Below are 22,051 nucleotides of genomic sequence, written 5' to 3'. Positions count from 1 at the left end.
GAAGCTACCTTGCGGCAGCGGAGGTTCCTGAATTGTGGACTGCGAGAATGCACGCCGCATAAAGCGCGCATGTGCCTCGCCATATCACACTGCTGATTGCTTGCAGAACGCGGAACGTGCGTTGAGCTGGTTCACGCACGCCCCGCTTCGATCAGATCAACTGCCGGCCGCACCAGCCGGGCTCCAAACCTAGTTACCGAAATAAACCGACTTCGGACCGGACGTCGGTTGCAAGACGCCACCCGCTTGTGACGAACCGCTCGCCCGGCCACCGTAGCCACTGGTATCCGCGACGGGTTCCTGCGTCTGCGCGACAGCCGGGTTTTGCGCCTGCACACGGCTTTCGGCGGCTTGAACGTCGCGCGGATAGTTCGTGTCGTTGCTGGCGGCCGGGTTGTAACCCGCTTGTTCAAGCTGGATCAATTGGCTGCGGACTTCCGCGCGGGTCGCAGGCTGGTCGCTCGATTGAGCGAACGAAGCAACTGGGGCGGCGAGAACGGCTGCAATGGCGATTGCCTTGATGAGCGATTTCATGACTTACCTCCAGACCTGTTTTTTGCTTCGCTTGCCACACCATGTGAGAAGCGAGTGATTTCAGTCTAGTCACCCAATCATCGCGGGAAAACCCTTAATTGTGAGATAGATAATTGTTCAAAACGCAAGAGTGTGACGAAACTTACCGCCAAACTTGATTGAAGGCTTCGTTTTACCGTAATAATTGTCGGAATCGTAACCTTTGCGTCTGACGTTTCGAGAAAGCACCCCCGCTGAGCGTGTTTTGCCGCATTGCCCGGCGCGGATAGTCAGATTTGCGCACTGGTCAATGCGTCGGCGTGCGGCGGCAGCAGCAATTTTCGCGGTCCGCTGACGAACGCGCTGCCGGGTTCGAAAAACCGTAACGGCCGATGCATCTCGCGCGACAAGCCGATGCGCGTCGTCACGCCGATCTGCACATCACCCGTCTCGATCACGCCGATCCACAGGCCATGTCCGCTGCAAAGATCGCGGCCGTCAAACGACTGGTCGATGCCCAAGGCCATGGTGAGCCGGCCGGGACCGCGCGCGAGATCGCGCAACGGCACGCCGGGCCGCCGCGCTTCCATCAACTGCAAGCCCTCCAGCGGTTCGATCGCGCGGAGCAGAATGCCTGCGCCGACCTCTTCCGCTTCCGCAGACATGTTCAGCATGTACGAAAGCCCGTACGTAAGCCGGATATAAGCGTGGCCGGGGGCGAGAAACATCGACCCGTTATACGGGCGGCGGCCTGCAAACGCGTGGCTGGTCGAATCGCCGAGCGGGTACGCCTCGGTTTCGACAATGCGGCCGCTGATACGGCCTTCGGGGAGGTCGTGCACCAGATATTTGCCGATCATGAAACGTGCCAGCGCGACGGTATCGAGCGGCAAATCGTCACGAAGCAATGGGAGGATAGATAGAGGCTGATTCGGCATGCAATTCGGACGAGTCGTTAGGCGCCAGGCGCAGGGTTCGATAGATGCGCGACCTGCCAGTGCAGCAGACACGCCAACGGGCGTGCCACCCGCGCCGCACCAAGCGGTGGAGCGCCATCGGCCTGCCTTCATCGGCCCATTCGTTGTACCAAAACCTCATTTCCAGGCACTGACGCATTCACCATGGCACTAATTGGAGTATCGTGTGTTTCCGGCTTGCAGGACAGCCTTTGCCGGCATGCGTGTGCTTAGGCGCGCCTGATCAGCTTACAGATTGCAAGAAGTCGCTCGATCGCAGCAACGTTCCATTCAGATTTGATCCCGAAGTACCCGCTGGTGCAGTACACCGGCCCATCCCGGGGCCGTCGTATCCATGACAATAGGAGAGAGTTGAATGAAAGCATTCCAGGCAATCAAGATGGTCGGCGGCGCGCTGATCGTTCTGGCATCCGTCAATGCGTACGCGCAAAGCAGCGACGCTGCTCCGGCGGCCCCCATGGCTGCTTCTTCGGCGCCGAGCGCCAAGGCGGCCAAGGCGGCCAACCGTGCGTTGGGACGCAAGGTGCGCACCGCCCTGTCGAAAACCAAGGGCCTGAGCGTGACCAACATCACCGTGCGCGCACGTGGCGGCGCAGTGACGCTGGCCGGCACGGTGCCTGAGCAACCGCAAGTCGACCTGGCAACCCAGGCCGCGCAAGCCGTGCCGGGCGTGACGTCGGTCAAGAACGCACTGTCGATCCGTCCGGTCGGACAGTAAACCGCTTTAGTCAGTCGTTGCGCTACATCCGGACGCAACGCTTCATCACGAGGCGGCGCGTCCGGACCTAAACATTCGGATTCTTTCCCTGAAACTGCCAACCTGGCAGTGGTGGTCTGATGGAGTTTCACCCATCGAACCCGCGTCGCATTTTCCGCGCAATCCTGCGCGACTCAATCCTTCAGATGCCGATGAGCCGCAGGTTGCCTTGCCGCCTTCGCCACTGCGTCGGCACAATCCGTCGCACGGACTGACAAAACCTCGTCCGCTATGAACTATCCTTTATAATTTAATGCGTTAGGGCGCGTTGTTGACAGGATGGTTTAGGATTTGCGCCCGCGCCCGTGTCTCACGCCCGTGTGTCATCGGCGCCCGTCCGCGCTTGCTGCGCCAGTCCAATACAAGCAACAAGAACACGCAACGAAAGGAAGCCCTGAATGACCACGCCCGCGACCGTTTTGCCCCGCTGGACCATTGCCGCGCCCTTCGTTGCCTGGATCGTGCTGGGCATCGCGTATGCCTTGCCGGGCAACGGGTTGCTGCTCGCGCTGATCGGGGTCGCACTGTGCGCTGCGGTGTTCACAGCGGTGCACCACGCGGAAGTGGTCGCGCATCGCGTCGGCGAGCCGTTCGGCACACTGGTGCTGGCGGTGGCCGTCACGGTGATCGAAGTCGCGCTGATCGTTTCGGTGATGTTGACGTCCGGGCCGGAAAAAGCCGGGCTTGCGCGCGACACCGTATTCGCCGCGGTGATGATCGTGTGCAATGGGATCGTGGGCATCTGCCTGCTGGTGGGCGGTATCCGGCATCGCGAGCAGGATTTTCAAAGTCGCGGCGCTGCGGCGTCGTTGGCAGTGCTCGCGTCATTGTCCGTGTTGACTCTGGTCATGCCGAACTACACGACGACGAGTGCCGGCCCGGTTTTGTCGTCGTCGCAACTGGCGTTCGCGGGGGTGTCTTCGCTGGTGCTGTATGGGGTGTTCGTGTTCGTCCAGACCGTGCGGCATCGCGATTACTTTCTTGCCGGCGTCCCCGACGAGGACGTCCATGCCGCCCCACCGAGTGCCGGTGTCGCGCTGGCAGCCGGCGGCTTGCTGGTGGTGTGCCTCGTCGCCGTCGTGTTGCTCGCGAAAGTGCTCTCGCCGGTGGTCGAAACGGCAGTGAAGAACGCGGGCGCGCCGCCGGCGGTGGTCGGCATTATCATTGCCGCGCTGGTGCTGTTGCCGGAAGGGCTCGCCGCCGTGCGCGCGGCGCGCGCCGATCGCTTGCAGAACAGCCTGAATCTCGCGCTCGGCTCGGCGCTGGCCAGCATTGGGCTGACCATTCCAACGGTCGCCGTGGTGTTCTTGTGGACCGCCCAGCCGCTCATCCTCGGTATCGACGGCAAGGAAACTGTGCTGCTGGTGCTCACGTTGATCGTCGGCACCCTGACGCTCAGTTCCGGACGCACGACGATCCTGCAAGGCGCCGTCCATCTGTCGTTGTTCGCGGCGTATCTGTTTCTGTCCTTCGCGCCCTGACGATAGGCTTGACGATCCGCGCTCTACCCAAACGACGGGCTGCTCTCCTACTCTTCCCAATGCTCCGCAATCCAGTCGCGGAACAGATTCAGCTTCTGCTGATGCGCGACTGAATCCGGATACACGAAGTAATACCGCCAGCCGGTCTTGAGCACCGTATCGAATGGCCGCACGAGACGCTTGGCCGCGACGTCTTCGTCGATCAGGGCAAGATCGCTGATGGCAACACCGAAGCCCTGCAAAGCGGCGTTGGTCGCCATGTCGAGCGTGTCGAAGCTCGGGCCGTGCTCAGCATCGATCGCAGGCGCATTCGCGGCATCCACCTCGGTGACCTTGGCGAGCCACATCTTCCAGTCGCGATGGTCGCGCGTTGGATGCAGCAGCGTGTGGCGCGCCAGATCCGCCACCTCGTCCAGAGGTTTGTCTTTCAGCAGATCGGGCGCGCACACCGGCGTCAGACGCTCCTCGAACAAGGGCACCGCCTGCACGTCCGCACCCGGTGACGAACCATAGATGATCGCCGCGTCGAACGGCTCGAGCTGGAAGTCGACGTCATGTTGCCAGGTGGTGGTGATCTGAACGTGCAGCTCGGGATACTCGGCCTGGAAGCGCATGATCTTCGGCAACATCCAGCGCATGACGCAGGTCGGCACTTTCAGCGCGAGATCGGTGCGTTGACGCGTGAGGCGCAGCGATATCTCTTCGATACGCGCGAAGCTCTCCTTGACGGCCGGCAGCAACAGTTCGCCTTCGGCGGTCAGCGTCAGGCCCTTTGCATGGCGCTTGAAGAGCGGAAACTTATAGTAGTCCTCGAGCGCGATGATTTGCCGGCTGACCGCGCCTTGTGTCAGGCATAGGTGGTCAGCGGCGCGTGTGAAGCTGCGATGCCGCGCGACGGTTTCGAAAATCTGCAGCGCATTGAGCGGCGGGAGACGTCGCATCTGGATAAGTCCGGTCAGGGATCAGGAAAAGTCATTGCGCGGGCGGGCGGCCTTGCGTGCCATCACGCCCATCGAGCCCACAGGATAAGCGATCAGAATGTTTCGCACGTGTTGTGCGCGGGCAAATATGCATGCATTTCGCTCATGGCCCGGTTATTAATCCGAGTCTGAGCGCCACCGCTTGCACCGACTCAGGGCGCATCCCGCCGGATACCGCACCAGAACCGAGCTTTCCTCATACCTCCCTCCAGCCCGCCTGCGCAAAAAAATCATGGACGTTAACCCCGATACGCCACTGGATTGGCGTTCCCACGGACCACAGCAAAGCCGCCGCTAGCGTCGCGCGACAGCCTACCCATGAGATTCCGTCATGCGTTCCATGCGCATATTTCGTTTGTTGAGGGATTTTGGCAAACCTAGAGTGCATCAACACGCAACGCACCCGGTATCGCGTGAGGTTGGGAACGACGGGCAACGCAAATGGGCGATGCAGCAGCAGCGGTCAGAGCGAATATCACCAGGCAACAGGCGTTCAACACAGGAGACCGCCATGCAAGAGATCAAACGGGGTAGAAGGCAGGCCATCAAGGCAATCGGCGCAGCACTCGCGGCGTCCACGTTGCCGATGCCGTTCATCAACGTGCGGGCACAGGAGCACAACTTCTCCGGCAAGACACTGCGCTTGCTGACCTGGTCGGACGACACCGGCGCCGCCGCCTTGCGCAACATCGCCGCCACGTTCACGGCGAAGACCGGCGCCAAGGTCATCGCCGACCGCGCCGACGGCACCTCCGGCATGGTCGCCAAGGTGAAGGCCGCGGGCGATCGCCCCACTTACGACGTCATCACCCTGGCCGGTGTCGGCGCGGCGGGTCTAGGCGACGCGGGCCTGCTGATGAAGCCCGATCTCGACAAGCTGCCGAATCTGAAAGAGGTCGCGCCGCAATACCGCACGGGCGCGAACGGCTTCGGCGTGGGTTATCTGCTGTGGTCGGATGGGTTGATCTACAACACGTCGACGGTCAAGACGGCGCCGTCTTCGTACGAAGCGCTGTGGGACCCGAAGTACGCCGGACGCCTGTTCCTACCGCCGCCTGAATGGGCCGAAGCGGTGGACCTCGCGATCATCGCAGCGAAAATGAACGGCGGCTCGCAACAGAACATCGAGCCGGGCTTCAAGAAGCTGATGCAGCTGAAAGATCGCGTGATGACGCTTGGCGAGAATCCGAACCAGGTGGCCGATCTGTTCCGCACCGGCTCGCTCGATATCGGCGGCATCTATTCGCCGGCCTTTTTCCCGGACCAGATCCGCAAACCCGAGTACAAGATGGGCGTGACCTACGGGATGAAGGAAGGCTTCGCCACACAACTGATGTTCACGGTGATCCCGAAGTCGCATCCCGCCGACAGCGATCTGATCCACGCCTTTATCAACCATTCGCTCGATGCCGGTGTGCAAGGCCGCATGGCTGCCGACGTGCTGAACGGACCGGTCAATTCGAAGGCGGTGATTCCGGCCGAGAGCCGCGCGTTCGTGCCGAGCCCGCAGCAGATCGCCGAGAAAGCAATCCTGCATGACGACAAAGCGCTCGCCGTCGTGCAGCCTGCGTGGATCAAGCGCTACACCGAAATTTTCTCGGCATGACCGCGATGCTCGCGCGTTTCTCGCGGCGTGCCTCGTCGGCGTCGGACGCTGCGTCCGGTGACGCGTCGGGCGCGGCTTCCGGCTCGCCCGGCGCCGCTTCCCGCGCACCGGACGAGCAGGCGTCCACGGCGCTCGCGAAAGCGCGCCCCTGGATTCTGCTCGCGCCGATCCTGCTGTTTCTGGCCATTCTCGGCGCGGCAGCACTCGTCGTGCTGCGCATGAGCTTCGGCACGCAAGGTAACGAATGGCACGGCTTCACGCTGCAGAACTACGCCGATCTCATCGACGGCTATTTCATGAAGTCGCTGTGGCTCACGTTGAGGCTCGCATTTCAAAGCATGATCTGCGCCGTGCTGCTGGCGATTCCCGTTGCTCTCGCGATGGCGCGCACCAAGTCGCGGCTGGCGCGGCGACTGTTGCTCGCAGGCGTGCTGCTGCCCTTGCTCGTCAATCTGCTGCTGCAAGGTTATGGCTGGCTGATCATTCTCGGCCCGGCCGGTCTCCTCAATCACGCGCTGCTCGGCAGCGGCCTCGTCGAGCGCCCGGTGATGTGGCTGTATCGCGAACATGGCGTGTTGCTCGGTCTGATTCAGACGGCGTTTCCTCTGGCCGTGCTGCCGTTGTCGAGCGCGATGCGCGCGGTTTCGAGCTCGTATGAAGAAGCCGCGGCCACGCTTGGCGCGACGCGTTGGCAAACGCTGCGTCATGTATTGCTGCCGCTCGCCATGCCGGGGCTCGTGTCCGGCGCCCTGCTCGTGTTTGCGTATAACGCCAGCGCCTTCGCCGTGCCCCTGCTGCTCGGCGGACGCCGCGTGCCGATGCTCGCCGTGCTGGTCCACGACCAGGTCGCGCCCTTGCTTAACTGGCCCGCCGCATCCGCATCGGGCGTCGTATTGATGGTCGCGACGCTCACCGTGATGGCACTGTCGCAGCGCCTCGTGCGCCGTACACAACGTCTCGCCGAGGAGCCTCACGCATGAGCACGCCGATCCAGACTCCCCTGGCACGCCCACCGCGCCTGCCGCGTTTGCCGCGTTTGCCGACCACCATGCCCGGCCAGCTCGGCAAAGCCACCGCGCTGCTCGCCGCCATCGTGCTGTTTCTCGCCGCGCTGCCGATCCTGACGATGATCACGATGTCGTTCAGCGCGGCCGACACGCTCGAATTCCCGCCACATGCCTACGGCCTGCACTGGTATCGCGCGGCGTGGCACAGCTTCGTCTCGCCGGATGCGAGCGACTCCCTCTCGATGGGCGCCGCGCTCAGCACGAGCCTGATCGTCGCGCTCTCGACGATGGTCATCGCCACGCTCGTCTCGGTGCCCGCCGCCTACGCGCTGAGCCGCTACCGTTTTCGCGGCAAGCCCGCGGTCGAACAACTGGTGGCGTTGCCGCTCGTCTATCCGCTGGTGATGCTCGGCTTGTCGCTGTTGCTGGTGTTCAACGTGCTGCCGGTCGAACTCGGCGTATTCCGCCTGATCATCGCGCACGTGATTCTGGCGCTGCCGTTCACCGTGAAAAATTGCGCGGCGTCAGTGGCCTCGATCGGCCCGGAGTTCGAGGAAGCCGCCTGCGTGATGGGCGCGAGCCCGAGCCGCGCGCTGATCGACGTGATCCTGCCGCTCATGCGCCCCGGTATTCTCGCCGGCATGCTGTTCGCGTTCATCGTCTCGTTCAACGAATTCACGGTGACCTTCTTCCTGTACGGCATCGACACGATGACGCTGCCGGTGTGGCTCTATAGCCGCACGGTGTCGTCGCTCGATCCGACCGTGTTCTGTTTCGCCGTATTCATCGTCGCAATCGACTTCGCGCTGATCTGGCTGCTCGAAAAGCTGATCGGCGACGAAGGGGTGGCGCTTTGACCATCCTTCCGATTCGCGCTGTGCTGATGTCTTTTTGCTGGAGCATTCGATGACCCATCTGACCTTGCAGGCCGTGACCAAGCGCTTCAACGCGGCCTATGCCGTCGACAGCGTCGATCTGAGCGTGCCCGACGGCAAGCTGGTGTGCTTTCTCGGGCCGTCCGGCTGCGGCAAGACCACGCTCTTGCGGATGATCGCCGGGCTGGAAACGCCGAGCTCGGGCAGCATCAATTTTGCCGGCCGCGACATCACGCATCTGCCTGCGAACCAGCGCGACTTCGGCATGGTGTTCCAGTCGCTCGCACTGTTTCCGCATATGACGGTGGCGCAGAACGTCGCGTATCCGCTCAAGCTGCGCAAGACCGCAAAAGATGCGCAAGCGCGCCGCGTCGCTGAATTACTGGAACTGATCCAGTTGCCGCACATGGCGAACCGTCCGGTCACGCAACTCTCCGGCGGCCAGCGGCAACGCGTGGCGATTGCCCGTGCAATCGCCTCGCAACCGAAACTGCTGCTGCTCGACGAACCGCTCTCTGCGCTCGACGCCAAGCTGCGCGAAGCGATGCAGGTCGAGATCCGCCTGCTGCAACAGCGTCTCGGCATCACGACGATCATGGTCACGCACGATCAGCGCGAAGCGATGACGATGGCCGACGAAATCGTGGTGATGGAAAAAGGCCGGATTGCGCAAGTCGGCAAGCCGCTTGATATTTATCGCGATCCGGTCAGCGAATTCGTCGCTGACTTCATCGGCCTCGGCAACATCCTGCCGGTCAGCTACGACGGCGCGGGTGGCGTCAGTCTGCCGGGTGGAAGGCGCATTGCGGTCGCGCAACCGGCGCGGATGCCTGAGTCCAGCAGCGATATCCGCCTGCTGATCCGGCCGGAAGACGTCTGCGTCAAAGCAGCGTCCGGTGATGCCGGGCAGAACCGGCTCGCGGGCACGGTGACTTTTATCCGTGACGTGGGGGCGTCCCTGGAAGCCACGATCGATTGCGCAGGATTCACCCTGACTGCCGCGACCACACCGCGCGAAACGCCGGGGCTGACGCTCGGCATGCCGGTGTTCGCGGAATTGCCACCACACGCGTGCAAACTGATCGCCGCCCGTGCGGCGCATTGAAACGTATCGCTGAGGCAAGGCACCGAAACGCGTCGCTGAAGCGTTCACTGAAACCCATTCCAATACCGAGTTTTCGACAGAGGAAAGACCATGAATCAACCCCAAGTTGCCCAATCAAACGCACGCCGAGTCTTCGCCACCCTCGCCGCGACGCTCGCCTTCACCGGCCTCGGCGCACTGTGCGCCTTTTCGTCGGCCGCGCATGCGGACGCGCTCGACAACATCGCCAAGTCCGGCACGGTACGGATCGGCGTATTCGAGGACTACCCACCCTTCGGCTCGATCGGCGCGGACATGAAGCCGATGGGTTACGACATCGACGTCGCCAATCTGATCGGCAAGGCGCTCAACGCGAAGGTCGAACTCGTGCAGGTGACCGGCGACAACCGCATGGCCTACCTCGCCGACCACAAGGCTGACATGCTGCTTTCAGTCGGCCAGACCCCGGAACGCGAAAAGGTGATCGACTTCTCGCAGCCCTACGCGCCCTACTATCTCGCCGTCTTCGGCCCGAAAACGCTGCCCGTGAAGAACGCCGCCGACCTCGCCGGCAAATCGATTTCGGTCGCGCGCGGCACGCTGGAAGACCTGAGCGTCAGCAAGATCGCGCCCCCCAGCGCGACCATCAAAAGATTCGACGATCCTAACGGCGCAATTTCGGCGTTTCTTTCTGGTCAGGTACAGTTGATGGTAGTCGGCAACGACGTCGGCGCAACGATTCTCGCGCGTCATCCGGCGAACGATCCGGAGCAGAAATTCTCGCTGTTCAGCTCGCCGGATCACGTCGGTTTGAACAAGAACGAGCCGCGTCTGAAGCAGAAAGTCGACGAAACGATTGCCAAGGCCCGCAAGGACGGCACCATGAACGCGATTTCGCAGAAGTGGCTGCGTGCGCCGCTGCCGGCCGACCTCTGAACCTTTATTGCGCGGACCGGCCAGGCCGGCCCGCGCCGGAGTTTGACCTCACGATGAGCGCCACGCCATGACCTATGCGTTCGATTTCAGCGGCTTCGGCCTGTATGCGGGGCTGCTCGCGCGCGGCGTCGCCGTCACGCTGGGGCTGACCGCCGTGTCCACCATACTCGGCGGCCTCGTCGGCATTGGTGGCGCGAGCATTGCGGTGGCCGGGCCGAAGTGGGCGCGCTGGGTGGTCGCGACCTACGTCGAGTTGATCCGCAATACGCCCTTCATCGTGCAGTTGTTCTTCATCTTTTTTGGCTTGCCGAGCCTCGGCATTCATATCGACGAGGTGCAGGCCGCGATTCTGGCGATGACCGTCAATCTCGGCGCGTACGCAATCGAAATCGTGCGCGCCGGTATCGACTCGATCCCGCGCGGTCAGGTGCAGGCGGCGCAAGCGCTCGGCCTGCATGGACGGCAGGTGTTTCGCTACGTCGTGCTGCCGCAGGCGATCGCCAACGTGTTTCCCGCGCTGCTGAGCCAGGTGCTGATCGTGATGCTCGGTTCGGCGGTGGTCTCGCAGATTTCGGTGCCCGATCTGACCTATGCGGCCAACTTCATCCAGTCGCGCAATTTCCGCTCGTTCGAGAGCTACGTGATCATCACCGCGACGTATCTGGTGTTGTCGATCGTGTTGCGGCAACTCATGAACCGGCTCGGCCGTGGCCTCTTCGCGGGCCGCGTAGCTCGCGGCGGCAGCAGCGACAGCGCGCCGCGTAACTGGCGCACCCGACTGATGTGGCGCGCCGCCCGCACTCTGCCGACGGAGCGTTGATCATGGTCGAATTCACCCTGTGGGACATCGCCCGCAATCTGTTGCTCGCCGCCCGCTGGACGGTGTTGTTGTCGCTGATCGCGTTTGTCGGCGGCGGCATTGTCGGGCTGATCCTGCTCGCCATGCGCGTGTCGCCGTTGCCTTGGCTGCGGCGAATCGTTGTGGTGTATGTGGAAGTGTTTCAGGGCACGCCGTTGCTGATGCAGCTTTTTCTGGCGTTCTTCGGCCTGCCGTTGCTGGGTGTCGATGTGTCGCCATGGGTTGCGGCAGCCGTCACGCTGACGCTTTATACCAGCGCGTATCTGGTCGATATCTGGCGCGGTTGCGTGGAAGCCGTGCCGCGTGGTCAATGGGCTGCGGGCGCGAGTCTGGGCATGACGTTCAGCCAGCAACTGCGCTACATCATCTGGCCGCAGGCGCTGAAGATCGCTGTGGCGCCGACGGTCGGCTTCCTCGTGCAGGTGGTGAAGAGCACGGCGCTCGCGTCGATCATCGGCTTCACGGAATTGACCAAGACCGGCACGATGATCACCAACGCCGCATTCCGCCCGTTCCCGATCTACGGCATGGTCGCGATGATTTACTTCGCGATGTGTTTCCCGTTGACGTGGTACGCGCGGGTGCTGGAGAAGCGGCAGAAGGTGGGGCAGCACCGCTGACGCTTTCATACTGGCTTGTAAAAAAAGCGGCAACCGTTTTGCACGGTTGCCGCTTTTTTCGTTGTCAGCCCGGTGCGTCTATCGAGCCGCCTGGGTCGACTTCCGCAACTTCGCCACGTCGCCCGCCGTGACAGCCGAACCACCGTTATTCCACCCGGCCCGCACGAAGGTCAGCACGTCGGCGATCTGCTGGTCGTTGAGCACCGGCGCGTACTTCGGCATCGGATACGGCGCGGGAATACCGCCGATCACCAGGTCCTCCGTGCCGTTCAGCGTCACGTTGATCAGCGAGGACGGATCCTTCTCCAGCACGTTCGGATTGCCGGCCAACGGCGCGAGCATCGGCGCAAAGCCGCGTCCATCGACGCCATGGCAGTGCATGCAATACGCCGTATAAACACGCGCACCGGCATCGTTCGCGGGACGGTTCAGCGATACCTTCGTCGCTTGTGGGTCATACGTATACGGCGGCGCGCCACTGCCGCCCGCCGGCGGTAGCGATTTCAGGTACGTGGACATCGCAGCGATGTCGGTATCGTTCATGCCCTGCGTGCTGTTGTTGATCACACTGGTCATCGAGCCGAATGCCGACGCATGGCGATTGGCGCCGGTCTTCAGGAACGCCTGCAGATCCTGATCGTTCCAGCGACCCAGGCCGACGTTGTGCTCGCCCGTCAGGTTCGCGGCGAACCAGCCGTCGAGCACGCCGCCCGTCAGGAACGCGTTGCCGCTTTCATCCAGCGCCTTTTCCTGGAACGCGACGCCGCGCGGCGTATGACACGAGCCGCAATGCCCCAGCCCCTGAATCAGATACGCGCCACGATTCCACGCGACATCCTTGCCCGGCTTGTCCTGATAGGCGCCCTTCTCCAGGAACACCATGTTCCAGAACTTCAACGGCCAGCGCATGTTCAAGGGCCATTTGATGTCCGGCTCGCGATTCGCCTGTAGCACCGGCGCGACGCCGCTCATGAAGTACGCGTACAGCGCTTTCATGTCGTCGTCGTTGACCTTTGCATACGACGGATACGGCATCGCCGGATACAGGTTGTGCCCGTCTTTCGCGACGCCTTCGCGCATCGCCTTCGCAAAGTCCTCTTCCGTGTAATTGCCGATGCCGGTTTGCTGATCCGGCGTGATGTTGGTGGTGTAGATCTGGCCCATCGGCGTGGTCATCGGCAGGCCACCCGCGAACGGTTTGCCTTTCGGCGCCGTATGGCAAGCGACACAATCGCCAACCTTCGCCAGATAGGCGCCGCGCTGCACCAGCGCCTGATCCGCGGCTTGCGCCGGAGTTTGCGTGAGGAACGGTAACGCCATACACAGCGCAGCACCGAAACCCTTCAGTGTGTTTTTCATGTTGGGCTCCAGTCAGGCGGTTTGTAGTTGACTGCCGACGGGCAATTGCCGCAGCCGCTTGCCGGTGGCCGCAAAAATCGCATTCGTCAGAGCCGGCGCGAGCGCCGCCGTCCCGGGCTCGCCGATGCCGCCAGGCGCCTCGCTGCTCTTCACGATATGCACCTCGATCGGCGGTGCCTGATCGATGCGCAGCATCCGGTAGTCGGTGAAGTTGTTCTGCTCCACTCGACCGTCCTTGATCGTGATTTCGCTGTAGAGCGCCGCCGTGATGCCGAAGATGATGCCGCCCTGTACCTGCGCTTCGATCGTGTTCGGGTTCACCACCATCCCGCAATCGACCGCGCACACCACGCGCTTGACGGCCACCTCGCCCTGATCCACCGCGACGTCGACCACCATCGAAAAGAAGCTGCCGAACGCATGCATCACCGACACGCCGCGCCCCTGGCCCTTGGGCACCGCACTGCCCCAGTTCGCCGCCTGCGTGGCGGTATTGAGCACGTTCAGCGCGCGCGGCGTTTTGCCCAGCAGATCCTGGCGGTATTTGACCGGATCGATTTTCGCCTGCGTGGCGAGTTCGTCGATGAAACTCTCGACCACGAAGGTGCCGCGTGTCGGTCCCACGCCGCGCCAGAATGCAGTCGGCACTGCGTGCGGTTCCTGCCGCACATAGTCGATCAGCTGATTCGGCAAGTCGTACGGCAGGTCCGAGGCGACTTCCACCGCATCCGGATCGATACCGTTCTTGAACGCCGGCGGCGCGAAACGCGCCAGGATCGACGAGCCGACAATCCGATGCTGCCACGCGATCGGCTTGCCGTTCGCGTCGAGCCCGGCGGAGATCTTGTCGTAGTAGTACGGCCGGTACATGTCGTGCTGGATGTCTTCTTCGCGCGTCCACACTACCTTCACCGGCGTCGACACCTGTTTGCCGATCTTGACCGCCTGCGTGACCATGTCGAACTCGAGCCGCCGGCCAAAGCCGCCGCCGATCAGATGGTTGTGCACGACAATCTTGTCCGCGGGCAAGCCGGTGACGGCAACCGCGGCGTCCACCACCCGCGTCGGCACCTGCGAGCCGAGCCAGATATCACAACCGTCGGGCCGCACGTGTACCGTGCAGTTGATCGGCTCCATCGTGGCGTGCGCGAGGAACGGCTGCTGATACACGGCGTCGACGCGCGTTTTCGCGTTTGAAAACGCGTTGTTCACGTCGCCGTCTTTACGCGCCACCGCACCGTTTCGCTGCGCGGCATTGGCGAGATCGTCGACGATCTGCTTCATCCCGATCTGCGCGCCCGCGCCTTCGTTCCATTTGATATCCAGCGCCTGCAAACCGCGTTTGGCGGCCCACGTGTGATCGCCGATCACGGCGACCGCGTTATCCACTTTGACGACCTGGCGCACGCCGGGAATCTTCTTCGCGTTGGTATCGTCGACGCTCGCGAGCGTGCCACCGAACACCGGGCAGTTCGCGATGGCCGCGTAGACCATGTCCGGCACGCGCACGTCCAGTCCGAACATGGCGGTGCCGTCGACCTTCTCGGGCGAATCGAGACGCTTCACCGCGGTGCCGATCAGCTTGAAGTCTTTCGGGTCTTTCAACTTGACGTTCTGCGGCGCAGGCAGTTTGGCAGCCGCTGTCACCAACTGGCCGTAGCCAATGCTGCGATTGCTCGCCGCATGAATCACCTGACCGGCTTCTGCATGACAGCTTGCCGGATCGACTTGCCATTGCTGCGCGGCGGCGCTGATCAGCACTGTGCGCGCGGTCGCGCCAGCCCGGCGCATCGGCTCCCATGCATAGCGGATCGACGTCGAGCCGCCGGTGAGCTGGCCGCCGAGCAGCGGATCCATGAAGAGCTTTTCGTTCGGCGGTGCATGGTCGAGCGTGACCGAGTCGAGCGGCACTTCGAGCTCTTCGGCGATCAGCATCGGGATCGACGTGTAGACGCCTTGCCCCATTTCGACCTTCGGAATCACCAGCGTAACTTTGCCCGCCGTGTCGATCTGGATGAAGGCGTTCGGCGCGAACACGCCGTTCTGCGGCGCTTCATCCCCATCGCCGCCGATGACCGATTTGCCCGTCTTCTGATCCTGACTGGCGGCCGGCATGCTGAAGCCGAGCAGCAAGCCGCCGCCGGTTGCCGCACCAACCGTGATGCCGAATTTGAGGAAGGTGCGGCGCGAGATGCCGCCCTTCGACGGCTGCGCGCCGTTTTGTGAATCGAGCAATCCCTGGGACATGTCAGGCTCCCTTCGCGGCTTGCTTGATCGCCGCGCGGATGCGGTTGTATGTCCCACAGCGGCAGATGTTGCCGGCCATGGCGGCGTCGATATCCGCATCGGTTGGATTGGGGTTGCTCGCGATCAGCGAGGCCGCCGACATCACCTGCCCCGACTGACAGTAGCCGCATTGCACGACGTCCAGTTGACGCCATGCCTGCTGCACCTTCTGCCCGGCCGGCGTGCTGCCGACCGCTTCGATGGTGGTGATTTTCTTGTCGCCCACAGCCGCCGCCGGCAGCACGCACGAGCGCACCGCGACGCCATCGAGGTGCACGGTGCATGCGCCGCATTGCGCGATGCCACAACCGAACTTGGTGCCGGTCAAGCCGACGAGATCGCGCAACACCCACAAGAGGGGCATGTCAGGCGGTGCGTCGACAGTATGAGTCTGGCCGTTGATGTTGAACGTTGTCATGGGCGGCTCCGGGTGGGGTTTATTGTTTGTCAGGCGGATGTTTAGACAGAGACGTCGAACCAAAACGCAAAGACTTGCCGGGTTTATTCGACACGCCGTGCTAATACGCGATGCGGCTGCGGTTCAATGCGTACAGGAGATGATGCGCAGCGCGAGTGCACTGGAAGAGACCTGGAAATTGTAGCCGTGGATAAAGAAGTTCGCAGACAGGGTGCACATGTCCGCAGCGTGTCCACGCATTGAGAAAGACGCAGCCGCGGCCCCTGCCGCAAGTGAAACGAGATTTAAATCAATGCGTTACCATTGCGACACCGGCTTGATCTGATGCGCTTCGCGTGCGCGCATCAATCTTATTTATTGATGCATCTTCGAGCGATTTTGTTAGCATGGATCTGGCTTGACCCGATCGCCCGGCTTGATCCGGCATGACTATCCGAAGGAGCGGCAAGATGAACGACCAGCAATGCATTCAATTCCTCTCGGAAATTCGCAAACCGCTACTGGCGCTGCATAAGTCGATTCTCGATCACGAGCGCGCGTCGTACGAAAAGGAATTCGGCCCCGTGACCCCGGCGGCCTTCCTGCAGGTGCTCATCAACGGCTCTGCGTTCCGCTGGCTCACGCCGCTCTCCACGGTGATCGCTAACGTCGACGAAATTCTCGACGACAAGGAGGCGGACGCCGCCGATCGGCTCGCCGCAGCCGAAGCCGTCTCTGGCCTCTTTTCACCCGACCAGCCCAACAACGCATTCCTGCCGCGCTACTTGCCGCTCCTGCAAGCCGACCCGGCGATCCTGCATCACCACGGCCAGGTTTCGCAATTGCTGCGCGGCGCTGAAGCGAAGTAGCCGGCGGCGCGTCACTTCACCTGGGCTTCGTCGGCGTTAGCCAGCAGAGCTGGTCGCCGTGGTGGAGTGTGGCAGTGCCGCATCCGGTATTGATTGAGCCTTCGGCCCCCGAATTAGCTCACCATTGCCATGCGCACATTTTGGTCGGTCACGCGTCGTTTCGTTGAATACCGAATCGACGCGTCCTCGACGATTACCAGGCTTCCCGAATCCAGCCAACACAAAAATACTTTGTTTCAAGGTGATTTATGCTCGTTTCGTAACAGTGCGCTGTGTCAGCACCACTCACCGATCGATCCGGCGACGCCGTGAGTCACAGTCTTTTGAATTTGCCTGGCTTTGCTGACTAAAACAAAGGTGAGCTTTTGCGGGAGGTACCCGGAGGATGCTGCGAAAAGCCGGTCAGCGCGCTTCGGAGCACCCTGCTAAGGTAAGCAGACTTTCTCGTGACGCTCATCACCATGCAAAACTGGCTGCTTCCCGAAAGCTATACGTTCCGTGATCAAACCGTGCGTTTTCGCGTGACCGGCAACGGCCCGCCGCTGGTGCTGGTTCATGGCACACCGTTTTCTTCGTATGTGTGGCATCGCATCGCCCCGCATCTCGCGCAAGTTCGCACCGTGTATTACTACGATCTGCTTGGCTACGGCCAATCCGAGCAACGCGACGCTCAGGATGTCTCGCTCGGCGTGCAGAACGTGCTGCTGGCGGAATTGCTCGCGCTTTGGCAACTGACGAATCCGGACATCATCGCGCACGATTTCGGCGGCGCGACTTCCTTGCGCGCGCATCTCATTGACGGGTGCGACTATCGCAGCCTGACGCTGATCGATCCGGTCGCCGTCGCACCATGGGGGTCGCCGTTCGTGCAGCACGTGCGCGAACACGGCGCAGCCTTCGCCGGGCTGCCGCCGTATATCCACGAAGCGGTCGTGAAGGCATACGTGCGTGGCGCCATCGCTCGCGATATTCCGGACGAGGAACTCGCGCCTTATGTAACACCGTGGCTCGGCGCAACGGGACAAGCCGCGTTCTACCGCCAGATCGCCCAAATGGATCAGCGCTATACCGACGCGGTCGAAACACGTTATCCGCAGATGCGTTGCCCGACGCAAATCCTGTGGGGCGAAGACGACCAGTGGATTCCACTCGAACGCGGCCGGCAACTGGCGGCGGTCATACCCGAGGCGCGCTTTCAGGCAGTGCCCAAGGCCGGTCATCTGGTGCAGGAAGATGCACCCGAAGCGATCGTCGCAGCGGCGCTGCGCTGGTTCGATTGAAGGAAGGCGCGTTACCGGTAGCCGATCTGATCTGCCCTGTAGTCGACCCGGATGCGAGGATGTGACAAAGCAGCGATACCGGCAAATGACTAACCGGGATCGCTGCTTGTTTGGTATTGGCGAAAAATCGTCGGCTAATTCCTAGGCTCGCCTAGCCGCGGCCTTGCGGCAAATACGGCATCGGATCGATCGGCTTGCCGTCGCGGCGCAACTCGAAGCCGACCGAGACGCGCGAGTTGTTCTCGTCGCCCATCTCGGCAATCTGCTGGCCTTGCCGCACGATGTCGCCGATTTTGACCAGTAGCTTGCGGTTATGCGAGTACGCGGTCAAAAAGTCCTTGTTGTGCTGGACGATGATCAGACTGCCGTAGCTGTTCAAACCGGTGCCGGCGTACATTACCTTGCCGTCGGCCGCGGCCCGCACCGGATCGCCGGCCTTTCCGCCGATTTCGATGCCGCGTGTTTCGCCCGGCTGGAATGCTTCGACTACACGGCCACCTGCAGGCCATGCCAGCGATACGCCGTTTGCATGCCGGGAGGTTTGCTGCGCGACTTCGCGTGCCTCGGCGGCGCTGGGCGCGGGTGATGGCGTGGCGGACTGCGCCGTTGCCTGCGACGTGGTTGCCGCCGGCGCCTGCTGCGCGGCAAGCGGAACAGCCGGCGCGGACGCCGCCGCAGCCTTCGCAGCGGCGGCTGCCGCGTTTGCTGCCGCATTGGCCGAACTAACCGCCCGGACCGTTTCCGGCGAAGCGACGTGCAGCACCTGCCCGAGCTTCAACCGCGAGGAGGGCTTGAGGCCATTCCACGCCTGCAACTGCCTGACACTGCAATGATGATGCTGCGCGATGCGTGCCAACGTGTCGCCACGCTTGACGCGATACACCAACGGCGGCGATTTTTTAAGCGGCGTGCCGTCGTCGGCGGCTGGCTTGACCGACGAACCTGCGAGCGCATCAGAAGCCGGCACTGCAGCCGCTGCCGGCACACCGGACGCAGCCGATGCGCCCGATGCCCCGCCAGCTTGCGCGTCCTGCTGCCCCACATTCGCACAACCGCTGACCGCCAGCGCAACCCACACGCCAGCCAGACTGGCCATCATTGTTCTGTCGAAACGCTTTCCCAACATGTTCGACTCCTGCTTTTTATTGGCGAGCCGGATGCTGCCCTGTCGCGTGCGATGCGCGCGTTCTGACGAAGCGCTGCTTTCTGTCGCGACACAGCGAGGCCGCCTCGTGCGGCGCCCATCCGTGCCCTGCCGTCCAACCCAATCCCTTTCGCTTCACCGGACGCCGGATGCCCGGACGCCCGGATGCTCAAAAACAGCCGATCTTCCGCGAAAAGGGCCAGATTGCCGATTAAAATTCACGCGGAATTGTAAAGTGCATTTTGCAAAAAACGTCCCGGCTCACACAAACAGATACAAACCTTACTCACGGTGTTGCAGACACGGTTGCATCCGCAACCAGTCCGGCGCCGCATGTCCTGGAGCCTCCGCTGCTCGGTGCTGGTCCAGTGGCCGCCGCCCAGGCGGCATCAGCCGGCACATCAGGTCCGTCCGCGCCGCACGCGCGGTGTCTGCCTGGTGTCTCTACGCGCATGATCGCGAAGACCCGCAAACGGCTGCGTCGCCCGACGACCGGACGATAACGTTTGCTTATCGGCAGAACCCTGCGAAAACTTGAATTGCCGGTACGCGAGACGAGGAGCCAAGGGGAAATGCGCAGGCGAGCGGACGGACAGGCGTGCGCCCGCCCGGCTCGCAGCGACTGGCCTGGCCTAGCTGTAGGTATGACCTTGATACAGCACGTAGCCGACCGGATGATGCGTGAAGTGCAGCACCGGCAGAACAGGGTTGTTGTTGTCGGCGGTGGGATAGGCGCTGGCTTCGGCGATGTATTCGCCTTGCGCCTCGATTGGCTGCCCGGCCTGCAGACCGGGGATTGCCTGCGCGAGCCCTTCGCTGTCGCCGTAGCGCACGGCAACGAATACTTCGGTACCGACCAGGTTCTGCGTGCCGCCTTCGAACTTCACGACCTTGTCGATCCTGATGACGAATTGCTGGTGATCGGCGGCGTGGTGGAATTCCGGGCTGAGGAACACCTTGCTGATCGTACCCTGTACGCAAGCCAGCGGTGCACCCACCGAATGAGGGTCACTATGACGAGGAAGAATCTGCGTGGCGAGATGACTCATGAAGTCTCCGTGAAGGACATCGGACCGGTCTACGGCGAAACGTACGGCGCGCCGCCGGACGGCAACGGCGCGATACCGTTTGAGCAGACCATTACGCGTGAGTTCATTGCGCGCCGTTCACGCTTCAACGCAACGCCTTCACCGCATCGGCCGTCACGTCGGCGGGTTGGCCGCCGTACGTCGCGCGCAGATAATTCGCGAGCTGCGCGAGTTCCGCGTCGCTGAGTTGCGTGGCGAAGCCCGGCATCTCCTGCATCCGCTCGAGGCCCGGGAAATCCTGCGCGCCGATGCCGTCGAGCATCGCCACGATCAGGTTGTGCGCATCGCCTTGACGCACTGTCGAGTTGCCGTGCATCGGCACCGCAACGTGCGGCTTGCCCTCGCCGCTCAGCCCGTGACAGCCCGCACACACCGCGAGATACACATTGCGCCCGGCCTCGAGTTGCGCGGCATCGGCGGAGACCGATTGCGATGGTTGCGGCGCCAGCGCCTGGTCACCAAGCAGATAGGTCGACATCGCGCGCAGATCGTCATGCGTCATGTACTGACTGCTCAGATGCACGACCGGATACATCTCGCCGAACGCCGAGCCTTGCGGCGCGATGCCCGTCGCGAAGAACGTCTGCAGGTCCGCGGCCGTCCAGCCGCGTGCTGCCAAACCATGCGGTGTGATGTCCGGTGCGGCGATCCTGCCGAGCGCCGCGCCCGTCAGCGGCCTGGCACCGTCGAGCTGACCGAACTTGCCGCGCGGCGTATGACATTCGGCGCAATGGCCGAGCGCGCTCGCCAGATAGCGCCCGCGATTCCAGTCTGCAGATTGCCCTTTAGATGCGTCCGGCAACGTGTCCTTCAGGAACACCCAGTTCCAGAAACGCACACCAAAACGCATGTTGAACGGGAACGACAACTCGGGCTCGTGGTTCGCCACGACCGCCGGCTTCTGCGCCATTAGATACGCGTAGATCGCATCGCTATCCGCGCGCGACAGTTGGCGGTAGGACGTGTACGGCATGGCCGGATACAACTGCTTGGTCGGCGTGACGCCATCGTGCAGCGCCTTGTAGAGATCGTCCGCACTCCAGTTGCCGATGCCGTGGTCCTTGTCCGGCGTGATGTTGGTGCCGTAAAAGGTGCCGAACGGCGAAGCCAGCTTTACGCCACCGGCAAACGGCGCGCCATCCGACGTGGTGTGGCAGGCGGCGCAATCGGCGGCTTTCACGAGGTAGCGGCCGCGCGCGAGCGGATCGGCCGCGGTGGACTGCGGGCCCATTGCGGCGGCAGCCCGCATCGCTGCGGCGGAGTCGTCCTGTTGGCCACAAGCGCTTAGCAACGCGGCCGTGCCGAGCAACAGCAACGCGCGGCGCACATTCTTCGAGGGAGTCATCATGCCGCGTCCTTTACAAGGCCTGGCGTGGTCATCACAACCTCCTTCACGGCTTCGTAATAGCGCACGTAGCCCGTGCAACGGCAGATATGGTCGTTCAGCGCCTCGGTGATGGTTTGCTCGACCTTGTCTTTAGCAATCGGCTGACGCTTCAGACGTTCGATCAGCACGGTCGCCGCATTGACGAAACCGGGCGTACAGTAGCCGCACTGAAAACTGAAGTGTTCGAGAAACTTCTGCTGGATCGGCGACAGTTCGACGACCTCGCCTGCTTCGTTGCGCTTCGCGTGGCCTTCGATCGTGCGGATGGTTTTGCCGTGGAAAAAATTCGCGCCCGTGATGCAGGTGCGCACTTCTTCGCTGGTGCCGTCCGGCTTGTCGACGATCACGACGCACGCGTGGCAGATGCCCTGGCCGCAGCCGAGGCGCGAGCCGGTCAGGTGCAGATACTCGTGCAGGAAGTCGATCATCATCAGACCGGCGGGCACGTCGGTCGGGCCGACGGTCTTCCCCGCTACCCTTGGCCGCAGCGGCGGGGGGCGGGAAAGGGGCTGCGGGCGCCTCGCCCCCCTGTCTGTCGGGCGGCGG

General features: G+C 62.7%; 21 protein-coding genes. 11 read left to right on the top strand and 10 right to left on the bottom strand.

Features of this window, described 5'->3' with window-relative positions; all coding sequences use genetic code 11:
• Positions 1-189: 189 nt before the first annotated feature.
• On the bottom strand, positions 190-534 hold the full coding sequence (locus tag FSO04_RS30385) for a DUF4148 domain-containing protein (protein WP_154565305.1): 345 nt from the start codon (positions 532-534) through the stop codon (positions 190-192).
• 269 nt (positions 535-803) lie between these two features.
• Positions 804-1,451, bottom strand: coding sequence for a DNA-3-methyladenine glycosylase (locus FSO04_RS30380; RefSeq protein WP_154565304.1), 648 nt, complete (start codon positions 1,449-1,451; stop codon positions 804-806).
• A gap of 394 nt (positions 1,452-1,845) precedes the next feature.
• Between FSO04_RS30380 and FSO04_RS30375 the strand changes: the two genes are divergently transcribed.
• Both FSO04_RS30375 and FSO04_RS30370 read left to right on the top strand, forming a co-directional pair.
• Entirely contained in the window at positions 1,846-2,208 is a 363-nt protein-coding gene (locus FSO04_RS30375; RefSeq protein ID WP_154565303.1) for a BON domain-containing protein, read from the top strand.
• Between the two features lie 437 nt (positions 2,209-2,645).
• A complete protein-coding gene (locus FSO04_RS30370) occupies positions 2,646-3,728 on the top strand; it encodes a calcium:cation antiporter (RefSeq protein WP_154565302.1) in 1,083 nt (360 codons plus the stop codon).
• Between the two features lie 47 nt (positions 3,729-3,775).
• On the opposite strand, the gene FSO04_RS30365 is transcribed toward FSO04_RS30370, so the two are convergent.
• Positions 3,776-4,669 carry a LysR substrate-binding domain-containing protein gene (locus tag FSO04_RS30365; RefSeq protein ID WP_154565301.1) on the bottom strand — a complete coding sequence of 298 codons (894 nt, stop codon included), beginning with the start codon at positions 4,667-4,669 and terminating at the stop codon, positions 3,776-3,778.
• A gap of 550 nt (positions 4,670-5,219) precedes the next feature.
• Between FSO04_RS30365 and FSO04_RS30360 the strand changes: the two genes are divergently transcribed.
• The 7 genes from FSO04_RS30360 to FSO04_RS30330 all read left to right on the top strand — a co-directional run bounded on the left by FSO04_RS30360 (position 5,220) and on the right by FSO04_RS30330 (position 11,695).
• On the top strand, positions 5,220-6,314 hold the full coding sequence (locus tag FSO04_RS30360; protein ID WP_154565300.1) for an ABC transporter substrate-binding protein: 1,095 nt from the start codon (positions 5,220-5,222) through the stop codon (positions 6,312-6,314).
• A complete protein-coding gene (locus FSO04_RS30355) occupies positions 6,311-7,294 on the top strand; it encodes an ABC transporter permease (protein WP_154565330.1) in 984 nt (327 codons plus the stop codon). Before FSO04_RS30360 ends, FSO04_RS30355 begins: the two co-directional genes overlap by 4 nt.
• Positions 7,291-8,178 carry an ABC transporter permease gene (locus tag FSO04_RS30350; protein ID WP_154565299.1) on the top strand — a complete coding sequence of 296 codons (888 nt, stop codon included), beginning with the start codon at positions 7,291-7,293 and terminating at the stop codon, positions 8,176-8,178. Before FSO04_RS30355 ends, FSO04_RS30350 begins: the two co-directional genes overlap by 4 nt.
• Positions 8,179-8,227: 49 nt before the next feature.
• Positions 8,228-9,301 (top strand): ABC transporter ATP-binding protein, encoded by a 1,074-nt coding sequence (locus tag FSO04_RS30345; RefSeq protein ID WP_154565298.1) that lies wholly within the window; start codon positions 8,228-8,230, stop codon positions 9,299-9,301.
• 90 nt (positions 9,302-9,391) lie between these two features.
• Positions 9,392-10,216 (top strand): transporter substrate-binding domain-containing protein, encoded by an 825-nt coding sequence (locus FSO04_RS30340; protein ID WP_154565297.1) that lies wholly within the window; start codon positions 9,392-9,394, stop codon positions 10,214-10,216.
• Between the two features lie 67 nt (positions 10,217-10,283).
• Positions 10,284-11,036, top strand: coding sequence for an amino acid ABC transporter permease (locus FSO04_RS30335; protein WP_154565296.1), 753 nt, complete (start codon positions 10,284-10,286; stop codon positions 11,034-11,036).
• Between the two features lie 2 nt (positions 11,037-11,038).
• Positions 11,039-11,695, top strand: coding sequence for an amino acid ABC transporter permease (locus FSO04_RS30330; RefSeq protein ID WP_054036418.1), 657 nt, complete (start codon positions 11,039-11,041; stop codon positions 11,693-11,695).
• Positions 11,696-11,773: 78 nt separating this feature from the next.
• Here the strand turns inward: FSO04_RS30330 and FSO04_RS30325 are convergent, their stop codons facing one another.
• From FSO04_RS30325 to FSO04_RS30315, 3 genes are read right to left on the bottom strand one after another with little or no spacing between them, the layout of a single operon-like run.
• Positions 11,774-13,054: a c-type cytochrome gene (locus tag FSO04_RS30325; protein WP_154565295.1), complete on the bottom strand. Its 1,281-nt coding sequence runs from the start codon at positions 13,052-13,054 to the stop codon at positions 11,774-11,776.
• A 12-nt stretch (positions 13,055-13,066) separates the two neighbouring features.
• Positions 13,067-15,301: a xanthine dehydrogenase family protein molybdopterin-binding subunit gene (locus FSO04_RS30320; RefSeq protein ID WP_154565294.1), complete on the bottom strand. Its 2,235-nt coding sequence runs from the start codon at positions 15,299-15,301 to the stop codon at positions 13,067-13,069.
• Position 15,302: 1 nt separating this feature from the next.
• Positions 15,303-15,758: a (2Fe-2S)-binding protein gene (locus FSO04_RS30315; RefSeq protein WP_054036421.1), complete on the bottom strand. Its 456-nt coding sequence runs from the start codon at positions 15,756-15,758 to the stop codon at positions 15,303-15,305.
• Positions 15,759-16,207: 449 nt separating this feature from the next.
• Between FSO04_RS30315 and FSO04_RS30310 the strand changes: the two genes are divergently transcribed.
• On the top strand, positions 16,208-16,606 hold the full coding sequence (locus FSO04_RS30310; RefSeq protein WP_154565293.1) for a hypothetical protein: 399 nt from the start codon (positions 16,208-16,210) through the stop codon (positions 16,604-16,606).
• A gap of 461 nt (positions 16,607-17,067) precedes the next feature.
• Positions 17,068-17,886, top strand: coding sequence for an alpha/beta fold hydrolase (locus tag FSO04_RS30305; protein WP_154565329.1), 819 nt, complete (start codon positions 17,068-17,070; stop codon positions 17,884-17,886).
• 151 nt (positions 17,887-18,037) lie between these two features.
• Here the strand turns inward: FSO04_RS30305 and FSO04_RS30300 are convergent, their stop codons facing one another.
• The 4 genes from FSO04_RS30300 to FSO04_RS30285 all read right to left on the bottom strand — a co-directional run bounded on the left by FSO04_RS30300 (position 18,038) and on the right by FSO04_RS30285 (position 21,993).
• Positions 18,038-19,012 carry a peptidoglycan DD-metalloendopeptidase family protein gene (locus tag FSO04_RS30300; protein ID WP_154565292.1) on the bottom strand — a complete coding sequence of 325 codons (975 nt, stop codon included), beginning with the start codon at positions 19,010-19,012 and terminating at the stop codon, positions 18,038-18,040.
• Between the two features lie 650 nt (positions 19,013-19,662).
• Positions 19,663-20,079, bottom strand: a complete 417-nt coding sequence (locus tag FSO04_RS30295; RefSeq protein WP_154565291.1) for a hypothetical protein — start codon at positions 20,077-20,079, stop codon at positions 19,663-19,665.
• Positions 20,080-20,203: 124 nt separating this feature from the next.
• Entirely contained in the window at positions 20,204-21,466 is a 1,263-nt protein-coding gene (locus tag FSO04_RS30290) for a c-type cytochrome (RefSeq protein WP_414693484.1), read from the bottom strand.
• Positions 21,463-21,993 carry a (2Fe-2S)-binding protein gene (locus tag FSO04_RS30285; RefSeq protein ID WP_154565327.1) on the bottom strand — a complete coding sequence of 177 codons (531 nt, stop codon included), beginning with the start codon at positions 21,991-21,993 and terminating at the stop codon, positions 21,463-21,465. Before FSO04_RS30285 ends, FSO04_RS30290 begins: the two co-directional genes overlap by 4 nt.
• Between the last annotated feature and the right edge of the window lie 58 nt (positions 21,994-22,051).

This window comes from Paraburkholderia madseniana, from assembly GCF_009690905.1.
GTDB classification, from domain to species: domain Bacteria; phylum Pseudomonadota; class Gammaproteobacteria; order Burkholderiales; family Burkholderiaceae; genus Paraburkholderia; species Paraburkholderia madseniana.
Note: the sequence above shows the minus strand (reverse complement) of the source record. Positions and strands in the feature narration are given on the sequence as shown.

What these genes read in the sequence shown, in the direction of transcription:
- FSO04_RS30385 (WP_154565305.1), bottom strand. Translation starts at nt 534, where the DNA reads ATGAAATCGCTCATCAAGGCAATCGCCATTGCAGCCGTTCTCGCCGCC.
- FSO04_RS30380 (WP_154565304.1), bottom strand. Translation starts at nt 1,451, where the DNA reads ATGCCGAATCAGCCTCTATCTATCCTCCCATTGCTTCGTGACGATTTG.
- FSO04_RS30375 (WP_154565303.1), top strand. Translation starts at nt 1,846, where the DNA reads ATGAAAGCATTCCAGGCAATCAAGATGGTCGGCGGCGCGCTGATCGTT.
- FSO04_RS30370 (WP_154565302.1), top strand. Translation starts at nt 2,646, where the DNA reads ATGACCACGCCCGCGACCGTTTTGCCCCGCTGGACCATTGCCGCGCCC.
- FSO04_RS30365 (WP_154565301.1), bottom strand. Translation starts at nt 4,669, where the DNA reads ATGCGACGTCTCCCGCCGCTCAATGCGCTGCAGATTTTCGAAACCGTC.
- FSO04_RS30360 (WP_154565300.1), top strand. Translation starts at nt 5,220, where the DNA reads ATGCAAGAGATCAAACGGGGTAGAAGGCAGGCCATCAAGGCAATCGGC.
- FSO04_RS30355 (WP_154565330.1), top strand. Translation starts at nt 6,311, where the DNA reads ATGACCGCGATGCTCGCGCGTTTCTCGCGGCGTGCCTCGTCGGCGTCG.
- FSO04_RS30350 (WP_154565299.1), top strand. Translation starts at nt 7,291, where the DNA reads ATGAGCACGCCGATCCAGACTCCCCTGGCACGCCCACCGCGCCTGCCG.
- FSO04_RS30345 (WP_154565298.1), top strand. Translation starts at nt 8,228, where the DNA reads ATGACCCATCTGACCTTGCAGGCCGTGACCAAGCGCTTCAACGCGGCC.
- FSO04_RS30340 (WP_154565297.1), top strand. Translation starts at nt 9,392, where the DNA reads ATGAATCAACCCCAAGTTGCCCAATCAAACGCACGCCGAGTCTTCGCC.
- FSO04_RS30335 (WP_154565296.1), top strand. Translation starts at nt 10,284, where the DNA reads ATGACCTATGCGTTCGATTTCAGCGGCTTCGGCCTGTATGCGGGGCTG.
- FSO04_RS30330 (WP_054036418.1), top strand. Translation starts at nt 11,039, where the DNA reads ATGGTCGAATTCACCCTGTGGGACATCGCCCGCAATCTGTTGCTCGCC.
- FSO04_RS30325 (WP_154565295.1), bottom strand. Translation starts at nt 13,054, where the DNA reads ATGAAAAACACACTGAAGGGTTTCGGTGCTGCGCTGTGTATGGCGTTA.
- FSO04_RS30320 (WP_154565294.1), bottom strand. Translation starts at nt 15,301, where the DNA reads ATGTCCCAGGGATTGCTCGATTCACAAAACGGCGCGCAGCCGTCGAAG.
- FSO04_RS30315 (WP_054036421.1), bottom strand. Translation starts at nt 15,758, where the DNA reads ATGACAACGTTCAACATCAACGGCCAGACTCATACTGTCGACGCACCG.
- FSO04_RS30310 (WP_154565293.1), top strand. Translation starts at nt 16,208, where the DNA reads ATGAACGACCAGCAATGCATTCAATTCCTCTCGGAAATTCGCAAACCG.
- FSO04_RS30305 (WP_154565329.1), top strand. Translation starts at nt 17,068, where the DNA reads ATGCAAAACTGGCTGCTTCCCGAAAGCTATACGTTCCGTGATCAAACC.
- FSO04_RS30300 (WP_154565292.1), bottom strand. Translation starts at nt 19,012, where the DNA reads ATGTTGGGAAAGCGTTTCGACAGAACAATGATGGCCAGTCTGGCTGGC.
- FSO04_RS30295 (WP_154565291.1), bottom strand. Translation starts at nt 20,079, where the DNA reads ATGAGTCATCTCGCCACGCAGATTCTTCCTCGTCATAGTGACCCTCAT.
- FSO04_RS30290 (WP_414693484.1), bottom strand. Translation starts at nt 21,466, where the DNA reads ATGATGACTCCCTCGAAGAATGTGCGCCGCGCGTTGCTGTTGCTCGGC.